This window comes from Azospirillum thiophilum (assembly GCF_001305595.1).
Lineage (GTDB): Bacteria > Pseudomonadota > Alphaproteobacteria > Azospirillales > Azospirillaceae > Azospirillum > Azospirillum thiophilum.
In genome coordinates, this window is record NZ_CP012401.1 from 306,172 (window position 1) to 322,663 (window position 16,492).

The 16,492-nt window shown below is 65.1% G+C and carries 27 protein-coding genes; all 27 read right to left on the minus strand.

All coding sequences use genetic code 11. The annotated features are described in order from the left end of the window. Positions 1 to 49 precede the first annotated feature (49 nt). A complete protein-coding gene (locus AL072_RS01370; RefSeq protein WP_045581822.1) occupies positions 50 to 697 on the minus strand; it encodes an adenylate kinase in 648 nt (215 codons plus the stop codon). After that, positions 697 to 2,037 (minus strand): preprotein translocase subunit SecY, encoded by a 1,341-nt coding sequence (secY, locus tag AL072_RS01375; RefSeq protein ID WP_045581821.1) that lies wholly within the window; start codon positions 2,035 to 2,037, stop codon positions 697 to 699. Before secY ends, AL072_RS01370 begins: the two co-directional genes overlap by 1 nt. Before the next feature lie 123 nt (positions 2,038 to 2,160). Further along, entirely contained in the window at positions 2,161 to 2,646 is a 486-nt protein-coding gene (gene rplO / locus AL072_RS01380) for a 50S ribosomal protein L15 (protein WP_045581820.1), read from the minus strand. Positions 2,647 to 2,650: 4 nt separating this feature from the next. Continuing rightward, entirely contained in the window at positions 2,651 to 2,842 is a 192-nt protein-coding gene (rpmD, locus tag AL072_RS01385; RefSeq protein WP_014246903.1) for a 50S ribosomal protein L30, read from the minus strand. Positions 2,843 to 2,844: 2 nt separating this feature from the next. Then, positions 2,845 to 3,414 carry a 30S ribosomal protein S5 gene (rpsE, locus tag AL072_RS01390; RefSeq protein WP_014246902.1) on the minus strand — a complete coding sequence of 190 codons (570 nt, stop codon included), beginning with the start codon at positions 3,412 to 3,414 and terminating at the stop codon, positions 2,845 to 2,847. A 12-nt stretch (positions 3,415 to 3,426) separates the two neighbouring features. After that, complete coding sequence (gene rplR, locus AL072_RS01395; RefSeq protein ID WP_045581819.1) at positions 3,427 to 3,789, minus strand: 50S ribosomal protein L18; 363 nt, start codon at positions 3,787 to 3,789, stop codon at positions 3,427 to 3,429. A 5-nt stretch (positions 3,790 to 3,794) separates the two neighbouring features. Next, positions 3,795 to 4,328 carry a 50S ribosomal protein L6 gene (gene rplF, locus AL072_RS01400; protein ID WP_045581818.1) on the minus strand — a complete coding sequence of 178 codons (534 nt, stop codon included), beginning with the start codon at positions 4,326 to 4,328 and terminating at the stop codon, positions 3,795 to 3,797. 13 nt (positions 4,329 to 4,341) lie between these two features. Further along, a complete protein-coding gene (rpsH, locus tag AL072_RS01405) occupies positions 4,342 to 4,740 on the minus strand; it encodes a 30S ribosomal protein S8 (RefSeq protein WP_045581817.1) in 399 nt (132 codons plus the stop codon). 13 nt (positions 4,741 to 4,753) lie between these two features. After that, positions 4,754 to 5,059 carry a 30S ribosomal protein S14 gene (gene rpsN / locus AL072_RS01410; RefSeq protein ID WP_045581816.1) on the minus strand — a complete coding sequence of 102 codons (306 nt, stop codon included), beginning with the start codon at positions 5,057 to 5,059 and terminating at the stop codon, positions 4,754 to 4,756. Positions 5,060 to 5,074: 15 nt separating this feature from the next. Further along, entirely contained in the window at positions 5,075 to 5,617 is a 543-nt protein-coding gene (rplE, locus tag AL072_RS01415; RefSeq protein WP_045581815.1) for a 50S ribosomal protein L5, read from the minus strand. Between the two features lie 10 nt (positions 5,618 to 5,627). Beyond that, entirely contained in the window at positions 5,628 to 5,945 is a 318-nt protein-coding gene (gene rplX, locus AL072_RS01420) for a 50S ribosomal protein L24 (protein ID WP_045581814.1), read from the minus strand. Further along, the gene (gene rplN, locus AL072_RS01425) at positions 5,945 to 6,313 is read right to left on the minus strand and encodes a 50S ribosomal protein L14 (protein WP_012973215.1); all 369 of its coding nucleotides are present in this window, start codon (positions 6,311 to 6,313) and stop codon (positions 5,945 to 5,947) included. The genes rplX and rplN overlap by 1 nt, the downstream gene beginning before the upstream one ends. Before the next feature lie 19 nt (positions 6,314 to 6,332). Next, on the minus strand, positions 6,333 to 6,587 hold the full coding sequence (gene rpsQ, locus AL072_RS01430; protein ID WP_045581813.1) for a 30S ribosomal protein S17: 255 nt from the start codon (positions 6,585 to 6,587) through the stop codon (positions 6,333 to 6,335). Between the two features lie 12 nt (positions 6,588 to 6,599). Beyond that, positions 6,600 to 6,806 carry a 50S ribosomal protein L29 gene (gene rpmC, locus AL072_RS01435; protein ID WP_045581812.1) on the minus strand — a complete coding sequence of 69 codons (207 nt, stop codon included), beginning with the start codon at positions 6,804 to 6,806 and terminating at the stop codon, positions 6,600 to 6,602. Continuing rightward, complete coding sequence (gene rplP / locus AL072_RS01440) at positions 6,803 to 7,234, minus strand: 50S ribosomal protein L16 (RefSeq protein ID WP_045581811.1); 432 nt, start codon at positions 7,232 to 7,234, stop codon at positions 6,803 to 6,805. Before rplP ends, rpmC begins: the two co-directional genes overlap by 4 nt. Before the next feature lie 12 nt (positions 7,235 to 7,246). After that, complete coding sequence (rpsC, locus tag AL072_RS01445; RefSeq protein ID WP_045581810.1) at positions 7,247 to 7,996, minus strand: 30S ribosomal protein S3; 750 nt, start codon at positions 7,994 to 7,996, stop codon at positions 7,247 to 7,249. Further along, on the minus strand, positions 7,996 to 8,391 hold the full coding sequence (rplV, locus tag AL072_RS01450) for a 50S ribosomal protein L22 (protein ID WP_012973210.1): 396 nt from the start codon (positions 8,389 to 8,391) through the stop codon (positions 7,996 to 7,998). The genes rpsC and rplV overlap by 1 nt, the downstream gene beginning before the upstream one ends. A 3-nt stretch (positions 8,392 to 8,394) precedes the next feature. Beyond that, positions 8,395 to 8,673, minus strand: a complete 279-nt coding sequence (gene rpsS, locus AL072_RS01455) for a 30S ribosomal protein S19 (RefSeq protein WP_012973209.1) — start codon at positions 8,671 to 8,673, stop codon at positions 8,395 to 8,397. A gap of 12 nt (positions 8,674 to 8,685) precedes the next feature. After that, a complete protein-coding gene (rplB, locus tag AL072_RS01460; protein WP_045581809.1) occupies positions 8,686 to 9,513 on the minus strand; it encodes a 50S ribosomal protein L2 in 828 nt (275 codons plus the stop codon). 16 nt (positions 9,514 to 9,529) lie between these two features. After that, a complete protein-coding gene (locus AL072_RS01465) occupies positions 9,530 to 9,847 on the minus strand; it encodes a 50S ribosomal protein L23 (protein WP_012973207.1) in 318 nt (105 codons plus the stop codon). Then, positions 9,844 to 10,464: a 50S ribosomal protein L4 gene (gene rplD / locus AL072_RS01470; RefSeq protein WP_045581808.1), complete on the minus strand. Its 621-nt coding sequence runs from the start codon at positions 10,462 to 10,464 to the stop codon at positions 9,844 to 9,846. Before rplD ends, AL072_RS01465 begins: the two co-directional genes overlap by 4 nt. A 5-nt stretch (positions 10,465 to 10,469) precedes the next feature. Continuing rightward, positions 10,470 to 11,180 (minus strand): 50S ribosomal protein L3, encoded by a 711-nt coding sequence (gene rplC, locus AL072_RS01475; RefSeq protein ID WP_045581807.1) that lies wholly within the window; start codon positions 11,178 to 11,180, stop codon positions 10,470 to 10,472. A 60-nt stretch (positions 11,181 to 11,240) separates the two neighbouring features. Then, on the minus strand, positions 11,241 to 11,549 hold the full coding sequence (gene rpsJ / locus AL072_RS01480; RefSeq protein ID WP_012973204.1) for a 30S ribosomal protein S10: 309 nt from the start codon (positions 11,547 to 11,549) through the stop codon (positions 11,241 to 11,243). A gap of 543 nt (positions 11,550 to 12,092) precedes the next feature. After that, a complete protein-coding gene (tuf, locus tag AL072_RS01485) occupies positions 12,093 to 13,283 on the minus strand; it encodes an elongation factor Tu (RefSeq protein WP_045581796.1) in 1,191 nt (396 codons plus the stop codon). Positions 13,284 to 13,321: 38 nt separating this feature from the next. Next, the gene (gene fusA / locus AL072_RS01490) at positions 13,322 to 15,394 is read right to left on the minus strand and encodes an elongation factor G (protein WP_045581806.1); all 2,073 of its coding nucleotides are present in this window, start codon (positions 15,392 to 15,394) and stop codon (positions 13,322 to 13,324) included. A 27-nt stretch (positions 15,395 to 15,421) separates the two neighbouring features. Further along, complete coding sequence (rpsG, locus tag AL072_RS01495; RefSeq protein WP_045581805.1) at positions 15,422 to 15,892, minus strand: 30S ribosomal protein S7; 471 nt, start codon at positions 15,890 to 15,892, stop codon at positions 15,422 to 15,424. Between the two features lie 12 nt (positions 15,893 to 15,904). Then, positions 15,905 to 16,276 carry a 30S ribosomal protein S12 gene (rpsL, locus tag AL072_RS01500; protein WP_012973201.1) on the minus strand — a complete coding sequence of 124 codons (372 nt, stop codon included), beginning with the start codon at positions 16,274 to 16,276 and terminating at the stop codon, positions 15,905 to 15,907. Between the last annotated feature and the right edge of the window lie 216 nt (positions 16,277 to 16,492).

Consider the following 16,492-nt stretch of genomic DNA (forward strand, 5'->3'; position numbering starts at 1 on the left):
CCTCCGGACGGAGAGCACGGCCTTTCCTGTATCGAGTGGATGACGGACCTCAGCCTGCGAGGACCGCCTCGATCTCCTTGGTCACCTCATCGATGTCGGCCATGCCGTCCACCGCCTTCAGCACGCCGCGGCCCTGGTAATAGGGCAGGATCGGTGCGGTCTGCTGGTGGTACTGGGCCAGGCGGGTGCTCACCGTCTCGGCATTGTCGTCGGCGCGACGCTTGAATTCCGTGCTGCCGCAGACATCGCAGACGCCGGCTACCTTCGGCTTCTCGAAACTGTCGTGATAGCCCTTGCCGCACTTGGCGCAGGTGTAGCGGCCGGTGATGCGCTCGACCAGCACGTCGTCGACGACCCGCATCTCGATCACATGGTCGAGCTTCAGGCCCTTCTCGTCCAGCATCGCGTCCAGCGCCTCGGCCTGGGCCACGGTGCGCGGGAACCCGTCGAGGATGAAGCCGTTCTTGACGTCGGGCTTGGAAATACGCTCGGCGATCATGCTGACCATCAGCTCGTCCGGCATCAGCTTGCCGGCGGCCATGATCTCCTTCGCCTGCTGCCCGAGCGGCCCGCCTTCGGCCACCATGGCGCGGAGCATGTCGCCCGTCGACAATTGCACCAGACCGCGCGTGTCTTCAAGACGGCGCGCCTGGGTCCCCTTCCCGGCGCCCGGCGGACCGAGCAGTATGAGGTTCATTACCTTCTCCCCCGAAGCTTCGATTTCTTGATCAATCCCTCATACTGGTGGGCCAGCAGGTGGGAGTGAATCTGCGCAACCGTGTCCATCGTGACGGTGACCACGATCAGCAGGCTGGTGCCGCCAAAATAAAACGGAACCGAGTGCTGGGATATCAGGATTTCGGGGAGGAGACAAACCGCCACAAGGTACGCGGAACCGATGACCGTCAGCCGCGACAGCACATAATCGATGTGGTCGGCGGTGTTCTTGCCCGGACGGATGCCGGGGATGAAACCGCCATGCTTGCGCAGGTTGTCGGCCGTCTCGGTGGGGTTGAAGACGATGGCGGTGTAGAAGAAGCAGAAGAACACGATCAGCGAGGCGTAGAGCAGCATGTACAGCGGCGTGCCGTGCGCGACGTAGCGCGACACCGCCTGCAGCCACTCGGGTCCCTCGCCGCCGGCGAAACCGACCGCGGTCAGCGGCAGCAGCAGCAGCGACGATGCGAAGATCGGCGGAATGACGCCGGCGGTGTTCATCTTCAGCGGCAGGTGCGACGCTTCGCCGCCGAACACCCGGTTGCCGACCTGGCGTTTCGGGTACTGGACCAGCAGGCGGCGCTGGGCGCGCTCCATGAAGACGATGAAGAAGACGACGCCGACCGCCATCAACAGCATCACGATGATGAAGATGGTCGACAGGGCGCCCTGACGGCCGAGCTCGAGCGTGTTCACCAGCGCCCGCGGCAACTCGGCGACAATGCCGGCGAAGATGATCAGCGAGATGCCGTTGCCGATGCCGCGCGCGGTGATCTGTTCACCGAGCCACATCAGGAACATGGTGCCGCCGACCAGCGTGATGACGGTGGCGATGCGGAAGAACAGCCCCGGATCGATCACCGCGGCTCCGGTCGAACCGCGCATCGATTCGATGCCGACGGCAAGGCCGTAAGCCTGCACCGTGGCGAGTGCGACCGTGCCGAACCGGGTGTACTGGTTCAGCTTCTTGCGCCCCGATTCGCCTTCCTTCTTCATGGCCTCCATCTGCGGCGACACGGCGGTCAGCAACTGCACGATGATGGACGCCGAGATGTACGGCATGATGTTGAGCGCGAAGATGGTCATGCGGCTGAGCGCGCCGCCCGCCAGCATGTCGAACATGCCGAGAATACCGCCGCCCTGCTGCTTGAAGACATCCTGCAGGATGTGCGGGTCGATGCCCGGCAGCGGGATATAGGTGCCCAGCCGGTAGACGATCAGGGCCGCCAAGGTGAACCAAATCCGCTTTTTCAGCTCGGTCGCCTTGGAGAAAGCCCCGAAATTGATGTTGGCGGCAAGCTGCTCGGCCGCTGATGCCATGGTCCAATCCCTGTCCCGTAAGCGCGAACGGGGCGGCACTGCATGACGCAGGCCGCCCCTCGCGACTTCGCTTTTTGTAGTGCCACGCCAGCCCGTGCGCAAGCCCGGGCTTGTCGCGGAACTTTACTCGGCGGCTTCGGCGGCGGGCGCGGTCAGCGTGACGCTGCCACCCGCCTTCTCGACGGCCTCGACTGCCGACTTGGACGCGCCGGCGACCGTGAAGGAAACCTTCGTGGTCAGCTCGCCCTTGCCCAGCAGACGGACACCGTCCTTCTTCACCCGGCCGGTGACACCGGCGGCGTGGAGCGCCGCGGCATCGATGGTCTCGGCGGCGTTCAGCTTGCCGAGGTCGATCGCCTTCTGGACCATGCCCAGATTGACCACCGAGTATTCCTTGGCGAAGATGTTCCGGAAACCGCGCTTCGGCAGGCGGCGGTGCAGAGGCATCTGCCCGCCTTCGAAGCCGTTGATCGCCACACCGGTGCGCGAGGTCTGACCCTTCACGCCACGGCCGGCGGTCTTGCCCTTGCCCGAACCGATACCGCGACCGACGCGCATACGCGCCTTGCGGGCACCGGCGTTGTCACGCAGGTCATTCAGCTTGGTCATGATCTCAGCCCTCGTTCTCGACGCGGACCAGGTGCGCGACCTTGGCGATCATGCCCCGCACGGCCGGAGTATCCTCCAGCTCGCGGGTCCGGTGCAGCTTGTTGAGACCCAGACCGACCAGCGTCTCGCGCTGGTCGTGCTTGCGGCCGATCGGGCTGCCGATCTGGGTCACGACGACGGTCTTCTTCTCCGCCATGATCAGGCCTCCTGTCCGGCGCCGGCCTCGCGACGGCCGAGGATGTCGCTCACGCGACGACCGCGACGCGCCGCGACGGAACGCGGGCTGGTGACCTGGGTCAGGGCGTCGAAGGTCGCCTTGATCATGTTGTGCGGGTTCGAGGTGCCGATCGACTTGGTCACGACGTCGGCGACGCCGAGAGCCTCGAAGATCGCGCGCATCGGACCGCCGGCGATGATGCCGGTACCGGCCGGGGCGGCCCGCAGCACGACCTTGCCGGCACCGAAGTGACCGTTGGTGTCGTGATGCAGCGTCCGGCCTTCGCGCAGCGGAACCCGGATCATGCCGCGCTTGGCCTGATCCGTCGCCTTGCGGATCGCCTCGGGAACTTCACGGGCCTTGCCCGATCCGACCCCGACGCGGCCCTTGCCGTCACCGACAACGACCAGAGCGGCGAAGCCGAAGCGACGACCACCCTTGACCACCTTGGCAACGCGGTTGATGCCGACGAGCTTTTCGATCAGCTCGCTTTCTTCCCGCTCGCGCGGCTGCCGGTCGCGGTTGTCCCGCTCCCCACGTTCACGTGCCATATCCGGGCCTCCTTAGAACGACAGCCCGCCCTCACGGGCGGCGTCGGCCAGGGCCTTGACCCGGCCATGGAAAATATAACCACCGCGGTCGAACACGACCTCGGTGACGCCCGCGGCCTTGGCACGCTCGGCGATCAGCACGCCGATGCGCTTGGCCGCCTCGACGTTGCCGCCGTGCTTGAGCTGCTCGCGCAGCTCCTTCTCCAGCGACGAGGCAGACGCGAGCGTCTTGCCGTTTTCGTCGTCGATGATCTGGGCGTAGATATGCAGATTCGACCGGAAGACCGAGAGGCGAACACGCCCGCCGGCCTTCTTGGCAATCTGCGCGCGCACGCGCTGCTTGCGGCGCTCGTGGAGTTGCTTTGGCTTCAGCATGGCGGTTACTTCTTCTTACCTTCCTTGCGCAGGACGGTTTCGGTATCGTACTTGATACCCTTGCCCTTGTACGGCTCCGGCTTCTTCCAACCGCGGATCTCGGCGGCGACCTGGCCGACCTTGTGCTTGTCGTAGCCGCTGACCGAGATGGCCGTCGGCTTGTCGCACTTGATCGTGATGCCGTCCGGAATCGGGTACTTCACGTCGTGCGAGAAGCCGAGCTGCATGACCAGCTCCTTCCCCTGCACGGCCGCGCGGTAACCGACGCCGTTGATCTCGAGGTTGATCGTGTAGCCCTGGCTGACACCGGTGACCATGTTGTTGATCAGGGTGCGCGAGGTTGCCCACATGGTGCGGGCGCGCTTGCTGTCATTTGCCGGCTTCACCACCACCTTGCCGTCTTCCAGCGAGGCGTTGATGTCGTCGACCAGGGTCAGGCTGAGTTGCCCCAGCTTGCCCTTCGCCGTCACCTGCTGGCCGTCGACGTTAACGTCGACGCCAGCCGGGACCGGCACGGGATGCTTGCCAATGCGCGACATCTGCCAATCCCCCTTAGAACACGCGGCAGAGGACTTCACCGCCGACATTGGCGGCGCGGGCCTCGTTGTCCGACATCACGCCGCGCGGGGTCGACAGGATCGACAGACCGAGCCCGTTGTAGACACGGGGCAGGTCGGCGATCTTCGAATAGACGCGACGGCCGGGCTTCGACACACGGGCGATCTGCTTAATGACAGGCTCGCCTTCGTGGTACTTCAGCTCGATCTTCAGGTTCTTGACGCCGGGACGCAGCTCTTCCTCGGACCAGCCGCGGATGAAGCCTTCGCGCTTCAGCACGTCCAGGACGTTGACGCGCAACTTTGACGCCGGGGAAACCACAACGGACATGCGGGCGTGCTGACCGTTACGGATGCGGGTCAGCATATCGCCGAGCGGATCGCTCAAAGACATTCTCGGACCCTCCTTACCAGCTCGACTTCGTCATCCCCGGGATCTGGCCGGTCGAGGCCAGTTCGCGGAGGGTGACGCGGGACAGCTTGAACTTGCGATAGAACGCGCGCGGACGCCCGGTCAACTCGCAGCGGTTCCGGACGCGCACCTTCGAGGAGTTGCGCGGCAGTTCGGCCAGCTTGAGGCGGGCAGCGAATTGCTCTTCCGGCGGGAGGGTCTTGTCGTTCGCGATAGCCTTCAGCTTCGCACGCTTGTTCGCGTACTGCTTGGCCAGCTTGGCGCGACGCTTGTTCTTTTCGATGGCACTGGTCTTAGCCATGGTCGTGCTCCAGCCTCAGCTCACGAACGGCATGTCGAAGCCCTTCAGGAGAGCCTTGGCTTCCTGATCGGTCTTCGCCGAGGTGACGATGATGATGTCCATGCCGCGGATCTGATCGATCTTGTCGTAATCGATCTCCGGGAAAATGATCTGCTCCTTGACACCCATGGCATAGTTGCCACGGCCGTCGAAGCTGTTCCCCGGGATACCGCGGAAGTCACGGACGCGCGGCAACGCGATCGTCACCAGACGGTCCAGGAACTCGTACATGCGGTCGCTGCGCAGCGTGACCTTGCAGCCGATCGCCATGCCTTCGCGCAGCTTGAACTGGGCGATCGACTTGCGCGACTTGGTCACCACCGGCTTCTGACCGGTGATGGCGGCCATCTCGGCCACGGCGAGCTGGATCTTCTTGGAGTCGGCGACAGCCTCGCCGACACCCATGTTGACCACGATCTTCTCGAGCCGCGGGACTTCCATGTCGTTCTTGTAGCCGAATTCCGACTTCAGAGCGGCGCGGATCTTGGAGGCGTAAACTTCTTTCAGACGTGCGGTCATGCCCGGGCCCTCACAGGTCAATGACTTCGCCGGACCGCTTGGCGACACGCACCTTGCGGCCATCCTCAAGGATCTTGAAACCGACGCGGGTCGGCTTGCCATCCTTGGGGTCGACGTGAGCGAGATTCGAGACGTTGATCGGCGCCTCCATCTCGATGATGCCACCCTGCGAGCGGGCGCTGGCACGCTGGTGCTTCTTCACCACGTTCACGCCCTGGACAACCGCACGGTTCTCCTTGGGAATGACGCGAAGCACCTCGCCGGTCTTGCCCTTGTCCTTGCCGGTCAGGACGACGACCTTGTCCTTGGTCTTGATCTTGGCGGCCATCACAGCACCTCCGGCGCCAGCGAGATGATCTTCATGAACTTCTTGCCGCGAAGCTCACGAGTGACCGGCCCGAAGATACGGGTGCCGATCGGCTCACCCTGCTTGTTGATGAGCACGGCGGCGTTCCGGTCGAAACGGATCGCAGACCCGTCCTCCCGACGCAGTTCCTTCGCGGTGCGGACGATGACGGCACGATGCACGTCGCCCTTCTTGACGCGGCCCTTCGGAATGGCCTCCTTGACCGAGACGACGATGACATCGCCCACGGTCGCGACCTTCCGCTTGGACCCGCCAAGCACCTTGATGCACTGCACCCGGCGCGCCCCGCTGTTATCGGCGACTTCCAGGTTGGTTTGCATCTGGATCATGGTTTATGACCTTTCGTTATCACGCGGCGCCGCTGTCGGCGGCGGACTCCGTCACGACCGTCCAACGCTTGGACTTGGAGATCGGACGGCACTCGATGATCGAAACGCTGTCGCCGATCTTGAAGAGGTTGCCCTCATCATGGGCGGCGTACTTCTTCGACTGACGAATGAACTTCTTGTACACGGGGTGCATGACACGGCGCTCGACAAGAACCGTAACGGTCTTGTCGCACTTGTCGCTGACCACCGTGCCCTGCAGAACGCGGCGAGGCATGGATGATCCCCCTTACTTGCCGGCGTCGGCGGAGCGGGCGCGCTCGCCGATGATGGTCTTGATGCGGGCGATGTCGCGGCGCACCACGTTCACCCGCGCAGTGTTCTCCAGCTGGCCGGAGGCCTTCTGGAAACGCAGGTTGAACTGTTCCTTCTTGAGTTGGAGGAGCTGATCGTTCAGCTCGTCCGCACTCTTCGTACGAATGTCTACGGCCTTCATGCCGCGGTCTCCTCGACCCCGCCCAGGCGGGTCACCAGCTTCACCTTGATCGGCAGCTTCGCGGCCGCCAGAGCGAAGGCGGTTTTTGCCACATCGGCGGGTACGCCGTCCAGCTCAAACAGGATGCGACCCGGCTTGACGCGGGCCGCCCAGTACTCCGGCGAACCCTTACCGGAGCCCATGCGGACTTCGGCGGGCTTGGTGGAGACGGGGAGATCCGGGAAAACGCGGATCCAGACGCGACCCTGACGCTTCATCGCGCGGGTGATCGCGCGGCGGGCCGCCTCGATCTGCCGGGCGGTGATGCGCTCCGGCTCCAGGGCCTTGAGGCCGAAGGAGCCGAAGTTCAGATCGGTACCGCCCTTGGCGTTGCCGTGGATGCGGCCCTTGTGGGCCTTGCGGTATTTCGTGCGCTTGGGAGAAAGCATCGCTCGGCCCCTTTACTCGCGTTCGGAGCGCTCGGAGCGCTCGCGACGGTCGCGGCGATCGTGACGATCGCGGCGCGGCTCGCCGTCGGTCGACACCGGCTCGGAACCCATGCGCTTGTCCTGCGCCATCGGGTCGTGAGCCATGACCTCGCCCTTGAACACCCACACCTTGACACCGCAGGTGCCGTAGGTGGTCTTGGCGGTGCCCACACCGTAATCGATGTCGGCACGCAGGGTGTGCAACGGAACGCGGCCCTCGCGGTACCACTCCATGCGGGCGATCTCAGCCCCGCCCAGACGGCCGGAGCAGTTGATCCGGATGCCCTGGGCGCCCAGGCGCATGGCGGACTGCACGGCGCGCTTCATGGCACGGCGGAACGCCACGCGGCGCTCCAGCTGGCTGGCGATGTTCTCGGCGATGAGCCGGGCGTCGATTTCCGGCTTGCGGATCTCGACGATGTTCAGGCTCACCTCGCTGCCGGTCATCTTCGACAGCTCTTGACGCAGCTTCTCGATGTCCGCGCCCTTCTTGCCGATCACCACGCCCGGACGGGCCGAGTGGATGGTGATGCGGGCCTTCTTGGCCGGACGCTCGATGACGACGCGAGACACGCCGGCCTGCTGCAGGCGACCCTGCAGATAGCCGCGCAGCTTCAGGTCCTGGTGCAGCAGGTTGGCGTAGTCGCGCTTGGCGAACCAACGGCTGTCCCAGGTCCGGTTGATGCCGAGGCGCAGCCCAATCGGATTGATTTTCTGACCCATTACTCGGCCCCTTCGGCAACGGCGGCGTCACGCTCGCGAACGATGATCGTCAGGTTGCTGAACAGCTTCTCAACCCGGGCGCCGCGACCGCGGGCACGGGCATGGAAGCGCTTCATCACCAGAGCGCGGCCAACGGTCGCCGACGACACGTAGAGACGGTCGACGTCGAGCTGATGGTTGTTCTCGGCGTTCGCGATCGCGGCCTGCAGAACCTTCTTCACCTCGCCGGCGATGCGGCGCTTGGAGAAGGTCAACTCGGCCACGGCGCGGCTGGCATCCATGTTCCGGATCAGCTGGGCGACGAGGTTGAGCTTCCGCGGGCTGGTGCGGATCATCGGATTGCGGGCCAGAGCCTCGTTCTCCGCGACCCGGCTGGGGTTGGCAGACTTGCCCATGGCTTACTTCCTCTTCGCCTTCTTGTCCGCCGCGTGGCCATAGAAGGTCCGCGTCGGAGCGAACTCGCCGAACTTGTGACCGATCATGTGTTCGGTGACGAGAACCGGCAGGAACTTGTGGCCGTTGTAGACGCCGAACGTCAGACCGACGAACTGCGGCAGGATGGTCGAACGACGCGACCAGATCTTGATGATCTCGTTGCGGCCCGAAGCCCGGCTCTTGTCCGCCTTCTTCAGCAGATAGCCGTCGACGAACGGGCCCTTCCAAACGGAGCGTGCCATCGTTCGACCTCCTTACTTCGAATGACGGCGGCGCAGGATCAGGCCGTCCGTCTTCTTGTTGTGACGCGTCTTCTTGCCCTTGGTCGGCTTGCCCCACGGGGTGACCGGATGACGGCCGCCCGAGGTGCGACCTTCACCACCGCCGTGCGGGTGGTCGATCGGGTTCATGGCGACGCCACGGACCGAAGGACGCTTGCCCAGCCAGCGGTTGCGACCGGCCTTGCCAAGGTTGGTGTTCATCTGGTCGGGGTTCGACACCGCGCCCAGGGTCGCCATGCACTCGCCGCGCACCACGCGAAGCTCGCCTGACGGCAGCTTCAGCTGGGCGTAGCCGCCATCGCGGCCGACGAGCTGGAGGTAGGTGCCCGCGGAGCGCGCGACCTGACCACCCTTGCCCGCCTTCAGCTCGACGTTGTGCACGATCGAGCCGACCGGAATGTTCCGCAGCGGCATGGCGTTGCCGGGCTTCACATCGACCTTCTCGCCCGACACGACGGTGTCGCCGACCTTCAGGCGCTGCGGCGCCAGGATGTAGGACAGCGTCCCGTCCTGGTACTTGATCAGCGCGATGAAAGCGGTGCGGTTCGGATCGTATTCCAGCCGCTCGACGACGGCCGGGATGTCGAACTTGCGACGCTTGAAGTCCACCAGACGGTAGACGCGCTTGTGACCGCCACCCATCCGGCGCGCGGTGATGCGGCCGGTGTTGTTGCGGCCGCCGGACTTGGTCAGGCCCTCGGTGAGGGTCTTGACCGGCTTGCCCTTCCACAGCTCCGAGCGGTCGACGATGACCAACTGGCGGAGCGACGGAGTAATCGGGCGGTATTGCTTCAGAGCCATCGGATCACACTCCCGCTCAGATGCCCGTGGTCACGTCGATCTTGTTACCCTCGGCGAGGGTGACGACGGCCTTCTTGAAGTCCGAGCGACGGCCGATGGTGCCGCGGAACCGCTTGGTCTTGCCCTTGGAAACCAGGGTGTTGACCGCGGTCACCTTGACGTTGAAGAGACCTTCAACGGCGGCCTTGATCTCCGGCTTGGAGGCCGTGAGCGGCACGCGGAACGTGACCTGGTTGTGCTCCGACACCAACGTCGACTTCTCGGTGATGACGGGAGCGAGGATCAGGTCGTACATCCGCTCCTGGCTCACCGCAGGTTTCGACTGCTTGCTCATTTCAGGCGAGCCTCCAGTTGCTCGACCGCGTTGCGGGTCAGGACCAGCGTATCGCGGCGGAGAATGTCGTAGACGTTCGCGCCCTGCTCCGGCAGCACGTCGATCAGCGGGATGTTGCGCGAAGCCTTGGCGAAGTTGTCGTCCAGGTTCGAGCCGTCGATGATCAGTGCCGAAGTCAGGCCGAGGGTGGCGAGACGGGCCACCAGATCCTTGGTCTTGTGGGTCTCGGCGGCCGCGGCCTCCAGGACGATCAGCTTGCCCTCGGCGACCTTGGCCGACAGGGCGGTCTTGAGCGCCAGCTTGCGGACCTTCTTGGTCAGATCATGGGCGTGCGAGCGCACGACCGGACCGAAGATGGTCGCACCGCCGCGGAACTGCGGCGAACGGATGGAGCCCTGGCGAGCGCGACCGGTGCCCTTCTGCGAATAGGGCTTCTTGGTCGTGCCCCTGATCTCGCTGATGCCCTTGGTCTTATGGTTGCCGGAGCGGCGCTTGGCCAGCTGCCAGTTCACCATGCGGGCCAGCAGGTCGGTGCGGGTCGGAAGACCGAACACGGCTTCCGACAGCTCGATCTCGCCGACGGCCTCGTTGTTCAGATTCTTGATCGTGGCCTTCATGGCGCTCACTCCTGCGTCTCGGCCGGGGCTTCCGCCGCCGGAGCAGACTTGATGCCGGCCGGGAAGGGCAGTCCTTCCGGAGCCTTCTTCTTGACCGCATCACGGATGCGCAGCCAGCCGCCCTCGGCGCCCGGGACGGCGCCCTTGAGCAGGATCAGGCCGCGCTCTTCATCGACCGACACGACCTGGAGGTTCAGGACCGTGACCTTCTCGTCACCGAGATGGCCGGCCATCTTCTTGTTCTTGAAGACCTTGCCGGGATCCTGACGGTTGCCCGTCGAACCGTGCGAGCGGTGCGACACCGACACGCCGTGCGTGGCGCGCAGACCACCGAAGTTCCACCGCTTCATCGCACCGGCAAAGCCCTTGCCGATGGAAGTGCCGGTGACGTCGACGAACTGGCCGGCGACGAAGTGGGCAGCCGACAGCTCGGCGCCAACCTCGATCAGGGCATCGGCATCGACGCGGAACTCGACCAGCTTGCGCTTGGGCTCCACGCGCGCCTTGGCGAAATGCCCGCGCTCAGGCTTGTTGACGTTCTTGACCTTGATGGCGCCCGCGCCGAGCTGGACGGCGGTGTAGCCATCCTTGTCCTCGGTACGAACGGCGACGACCTGGCAGCTGTCGACTTTCAGCACAGTGACCGGAACATGCTGGCCGTCGTCCGTGAAGACGCGGGTCATGCCGAGCTTCTGCGCGATCAAACCGGATCGCATTGTTCTTTATCTCCTGACCAGGGACGTCCGCGAATGGAGAGGTCCCTTACCAACCAAAAATCAGAGCTTGATCTCGACGTCCACGCCGGCGGCGAGGTCGAGTTTCATCAGCGCATCCACGGTCTGCGGCGTCGGATCGACGATGTCGAGCAGGCGCTTGTGGGTGCGGATCTCGAACTGCTCGCGCGACTTCTTGTCGATGTGCGGCGAGCGGTTCACGGTGAACTTCTCAATGTGCGTCGGCAGCGGGATCGGGCCCCGCACGCGCGCGCCGGTCCGCTTGGCGGTGTTGACGATCTCGCTGGTCGACTGGTCGAGCACGCGATGATCGAACGCCTTCAGGCGGATGCGGATGTTCTGGCTGTCCATGTCCAAACGTCCCTTGCACCTTTTAGCGATGACGCGGACGCGTCACCGGAACTCCACGAGCTTGCTTGCGGCACATCGTCGACAGCGCAAAGCCGCGCGCCGATCCACCGAAGCGGGGCCGACGGGCGACACTGTGACCGATGCGACGATCCGATACGAAAAAGAACATCCCCTGCGCGGGCGGCGCAAAGGGGATGTTCCGTTCAGCAGACGGCGCACCTCCCGAAGGGGCGCGCCTTTGCCGTTCGTCTCGGGCTGCGTCTAGGCCGAAGCTGCCTACCACCAACCCAAAATCCAGAGGGCGTAATCTCTAGGCGTTCAACGCCCGCCTGTCAATCCTGAATCTCCCCCCGGACGGAGGAAGCCTGATCGACAGGCGGGCGGCCATTGAACGCCGACGCCCGATGGCTAGAACCGGGGCGGGCCGCCCGCCCTGCTTGCGCTGTGCGGACGACCCGTCTCATACAACCGGCGGCCGGACCGACCGGACACCCTACCCTACCAGATGCTGCCGCCGTCGCGAGACGGCAGCAGCATCGGTCATCACTCGATGATCTTGGCAACGACGCCTGCACCGACGGTGCGGCCACCCTCGCGGATGGCGAAGCGCAGGCCTTCGTCCATGGCGATCGGGGCGATCAGCGCGACGTCCATGGCGACGTTGTCGCCCGGCATCACCATCTCCACGCCTTCCGGCAGAGACACCATGCCCGTCACGTCCGTCGTCCGGAAGTAGAACTGCGGACGATAGTTCGTGAAGAACGGGGTGTGGCGACCGCCCTCTTCCTTCGTCAGGATGTAGGCTTCGGCCTTGAACTTGGTGTGCGGGGTGATCGAACCCGGCTTGGCCAGAACCTGGCCGCGCTCAACGTCCTCGCGCTTCGTGCCGCGCAGCAGCGCGCCGATGTTGTCGCCGGCTTGCCCGGAGTCGAGCAGCTTGCGGAACATCTCCACGCCGGTCACCGTCGTCTTCACCGTCGCCTTCAGGCCGACGATCTCGACTTCCTCACCGACCTTCACGATGCCACGCTCGACGCGGCCGGTCACCACCGTGCCGCGGCCAGAGATCGAGAACACGTCCTCGATCGGCATCAGGAACGGACGGTCGACCGGACGCTCCGGCTGCGGGATGTACTCGTCGACCGTCTTCATCAGCGCCAGGACAGCGTCGCGGCCGATCTCCGGCGAACGGTCTTCCAGCGCGCACAGCGCCGAGCCCTTCGTGATCGGAATGTCGTCGCCCGGGAACTGGTAGGACGACAGAAGCTCGCGCACTTCCAGCTCGACCAGCTCCAGCAGCTCTTCGTCGTCGACCATGTCGACCTTGTTCATGAACACGACCAGCGCCGGAACGCCGACCTGGCGGGCCAGCAGGATGTGCTCGCGGGTCTGCGGCATCGGGCCGTCGGCGGCCGACACGACCAGGATCGCGCCGTCCATCTGGGCGGCGCCGGTGATCATGTTCTTCACATAGTCGGCGTGGCCCGGGCAGTCGACGTGCGCGTAGTGGCGGTTGGCCGTCTCGTACTCGACGTGGGCCGTCGAGATCGTGATGCCGCGCGCCTTCTCTTCCGGCGCCTTGTCGATCTGATCGTAAGCGGTGAAGGTCGCGCCGCCGGACTCCGCCAGCACCTTCGTGATCGCCGCCGTCAGCGACGTCTTGCCGTGGTCGACGTGGCCGATCGTGCCAACGTTGCAGTGCGGCTTGTTCCGCTCGAACTTTGCCTTGGCCATGGGTTGGTCTCTCCGTTTCTCAATCGTTCCAGCGGTCTTCAGGCCACCTTGGCGCGGACCCCGTCCGCGATGGCCTGTGGCACCGGCTCGTAATGGTCGAACTGCATGCTGTACTGCGCGCGGCCCTGACTCATGGAGCGCAGGGAATTCACATAACCGAACATGGCCGCCAAGGGAACCAGTCCCGTGACGATGCGCGCGTTGCCGCGCTGGTCCATGCCGGTGATCTGCCCGCGGCGACCGTTCAGGTCGCCGATGACGTCGCCCATATAGTCGTCCGGCGTGATGATTTCGACCCGCATCAGCGGTTCGAGCAACGTCGGAGCGGCTTTTGTCATCGCCTCCCGGAAGGCGGCCCGCGCCGCCAGCTCGAAGGCGAGCGGCGAGGAATCGACATCGTGCGTCTCGCCGCCGGTCAGCGTCACCTTGAGGTCGACGACCGGGTAGCCGGCGACCACGCCGGCATCCTTCGCCGCCTCCAGCCCGCGCTGCACGCCGGCGGCGAACTCGCGGGGCAGCGCCGAAGCGCGGTTCTCGAAGACGAAGCCCGCGCCGCGCCCAAGCGCTTCCACCGAAAGCACCACCCGGGCGAACTGGGCGCGGTCGCCGGACTGGCGGGCGTGGACATGGTCGATGTCGGCCGAGCGCTGCACGGTCTCGCGATAGGCGACCTTGGGTGCCCCGACCGCGGCATCGACGCGGAACTCGCGTTTCATCCGGTCGACGATGACGTCGAGATGCAGCTCGCCCATGCCGCGGATCAGGGTCTGGCCGCTCTCGCGGTCGACCGAGACCCGCATCGACGGATCCTCATGGCCCAACCGGTTCAGCGCCGCCGCCATCCGGTCATGGTCGGCATCCGTCCGCGGTTCGACCACGATCTCGATCACCGGCTCGGGAACGTCAAGCCGCTCCAGCACGATCGGCCGGGCCGGATCGCACAGCGTGTCGCCGGTGGCGGTGTGCTCCAGCCCGGCGAAGGCAACGATGTCGCCGGTGTGGGCGCGCTCGATGTCCTCGCGGCTGTTGGCATGCATCAGCAGCATGCGGCCGATCTTCTCGCGCTCGCCCTTGACCGGATTGAGCAGCCAGTCGCCGACGCTGGCGGTGCCGGAATAGATGCGGCAGAAGGTGAGCGTCCCGACATAGGGGTCGTTCATCGCCTTGAAGGCCAGACCGGCAAAGGGGGCGCTGTCGTTGGCCGCCCGCTCCTCCGCCTGGCCGCCACTCAGGGCGTGGCCCTTGACCGAGCCGATGTCGTTCGGCGCCGGCAGGAAATCGACGACGGCGTCCAGCATCGGCTGGATGCCCTTGTTGCGGAAGGCCGAGCCGCAGAGCACCGGGACCAGCGCGCCGGAAATCGTGCCCTTCCGTATCAGGGCGCGCAGGGCAGCAGGCGCTGGCTCCTCGCCGCGGTCCAGATAGGCGGTCATGGCGGCCTCGTCGAGGTCGAGCACGGCCTCCAGGAGAGCCTGACGGGCATCCGCGGCCGGTCCGGCCAGATCCTCGGGAATATCGGTGTGTTCGAATTCTGCGCCGAGCGTCTCGGCCTTCCAGACCGTCGTCCGCATCTCGACCAGATCGACGACGCCGGAAAAACCGGATTCGACGCCGATGGGGAGTTGCAGCACCAGCGGTGCGACACCGAGCCGGTCGGCCATCATCGCGACGCAAGCCGCGAAATCCGCCCCGACGCGGTCCATCTTGTTGACGAAGGCCATGCGCGGCACGCCGTACTTGTCGGCCTGCCGCCACACGGTTTCCGTCTGTGGCTCGACCCCCGCGACCGCATCGAAGATGGCGACTGCGCCATCCAGGACCCGCAGCGACCGTTCGACCTCGATGGTGAAGTCGACGTGGCCGGGCGTGTCGATGATGTTGATGCGGTGGTCGCGCCAGAAACAGGTCGTCGCCGCCGAGGTGATGGTGATGCCCCGTTCCTGCTCCTGCTCCATCCAGTCCATGACGGCGGTGCCGTCATGGACCTCGCCCATGCGATAGGACTTGCCGGTATAGAACAGGATGCGCTCGGTCGTCGTCGTCTTGCCGGCATCGATGTGGGCCATGATGCCGATGTTGCGGTAACGGTCGAGGGCGTGCGAACGGGGCATGCAAAATCACCAGGAGAGGCGTTAACCTTACCAGCGGTAGTGCGAGAACGCCTTGTTGGCTTCCGCCATGCGGTGCGTGTCTTCGCGCTTCTTCACGGCAGTGCCGCGCTGGCTGGCGGCGTCGAGCAGTTCGCCCGACAGACGCTCGGTCATCGTGTTTTCCGAACGGGCGCGGGCGGCGCCGATCAGCCAACGGATGGCCAGGGCCTGGGCGCGGTCCGAACGGACCTCGACCGGGACCTGATAGGTCGCACCGCCGACGCGGCGCGAGCGCACTTCCAGATGCGGCTTCACGTTGGCGAGCGCATCGTGGAAGACCTGAACCGGGTCGTTCTTGGTCTTGACCTCGATGCGGCCGAGGGCCCCATAGACGATGCTTTCAGCCGACGACTTCTTGCCGTCAAACATCAGGCAGTTCATGAACTTCGTCAGGACGCGGTCGCCATACTTGGCGTCCGGCAGGACTTCACGCTTCTCGGCGCGATGACGACGGGACATCGTGAGTTCTCCTTACTTCGGACGCTTCGCGCCGTACTTCGACCGGCGCTGCTTACGATCCTTGACGCCCTGGGTATCCAGCGTGCCGCGAATGATGTGATAGCGCACGCCGGGAAGATCCTTCACACGGCCGCCGCGGATCATGACCACCGAGTGTTCCTGGAGGTTGTGACCCTCGCCAGGGATGTAGCTCGTCACCTCGAAGCCGTTGGTCAGGCGAACGCGGGCGACCTTACGGAGCGCCGAGTTCGGCTTCTTCGGGGTGGTGGTGTAGACGCGAGTGCAGACGCCACGCTTCTGCGGGCAGGCCTCCATCGCGGGAACCTTGTTGCGCGCGGCCAACGGCTCGCGCGGCTTACGGATCAACTGGTTGATCGTCGGCATATCTGCCCTTCATCCCTTCAAGATCACTCGGCCGGCGGAGCCGGACGAAGCAAAAGCCCGCCTGCGAAACGTTGCCGTTCCGAGCGGGCTGAATGAGCGAAAGCCGATCGGGCAACTCCGATCGGCGGGATCGGTGGATTCAAGCGGACACACGGAGAGCCCGAGGGTCCTTTTGAAGTTCGCGGACTTTAGGGAATGGGTTCGGGAGAGTCAAGG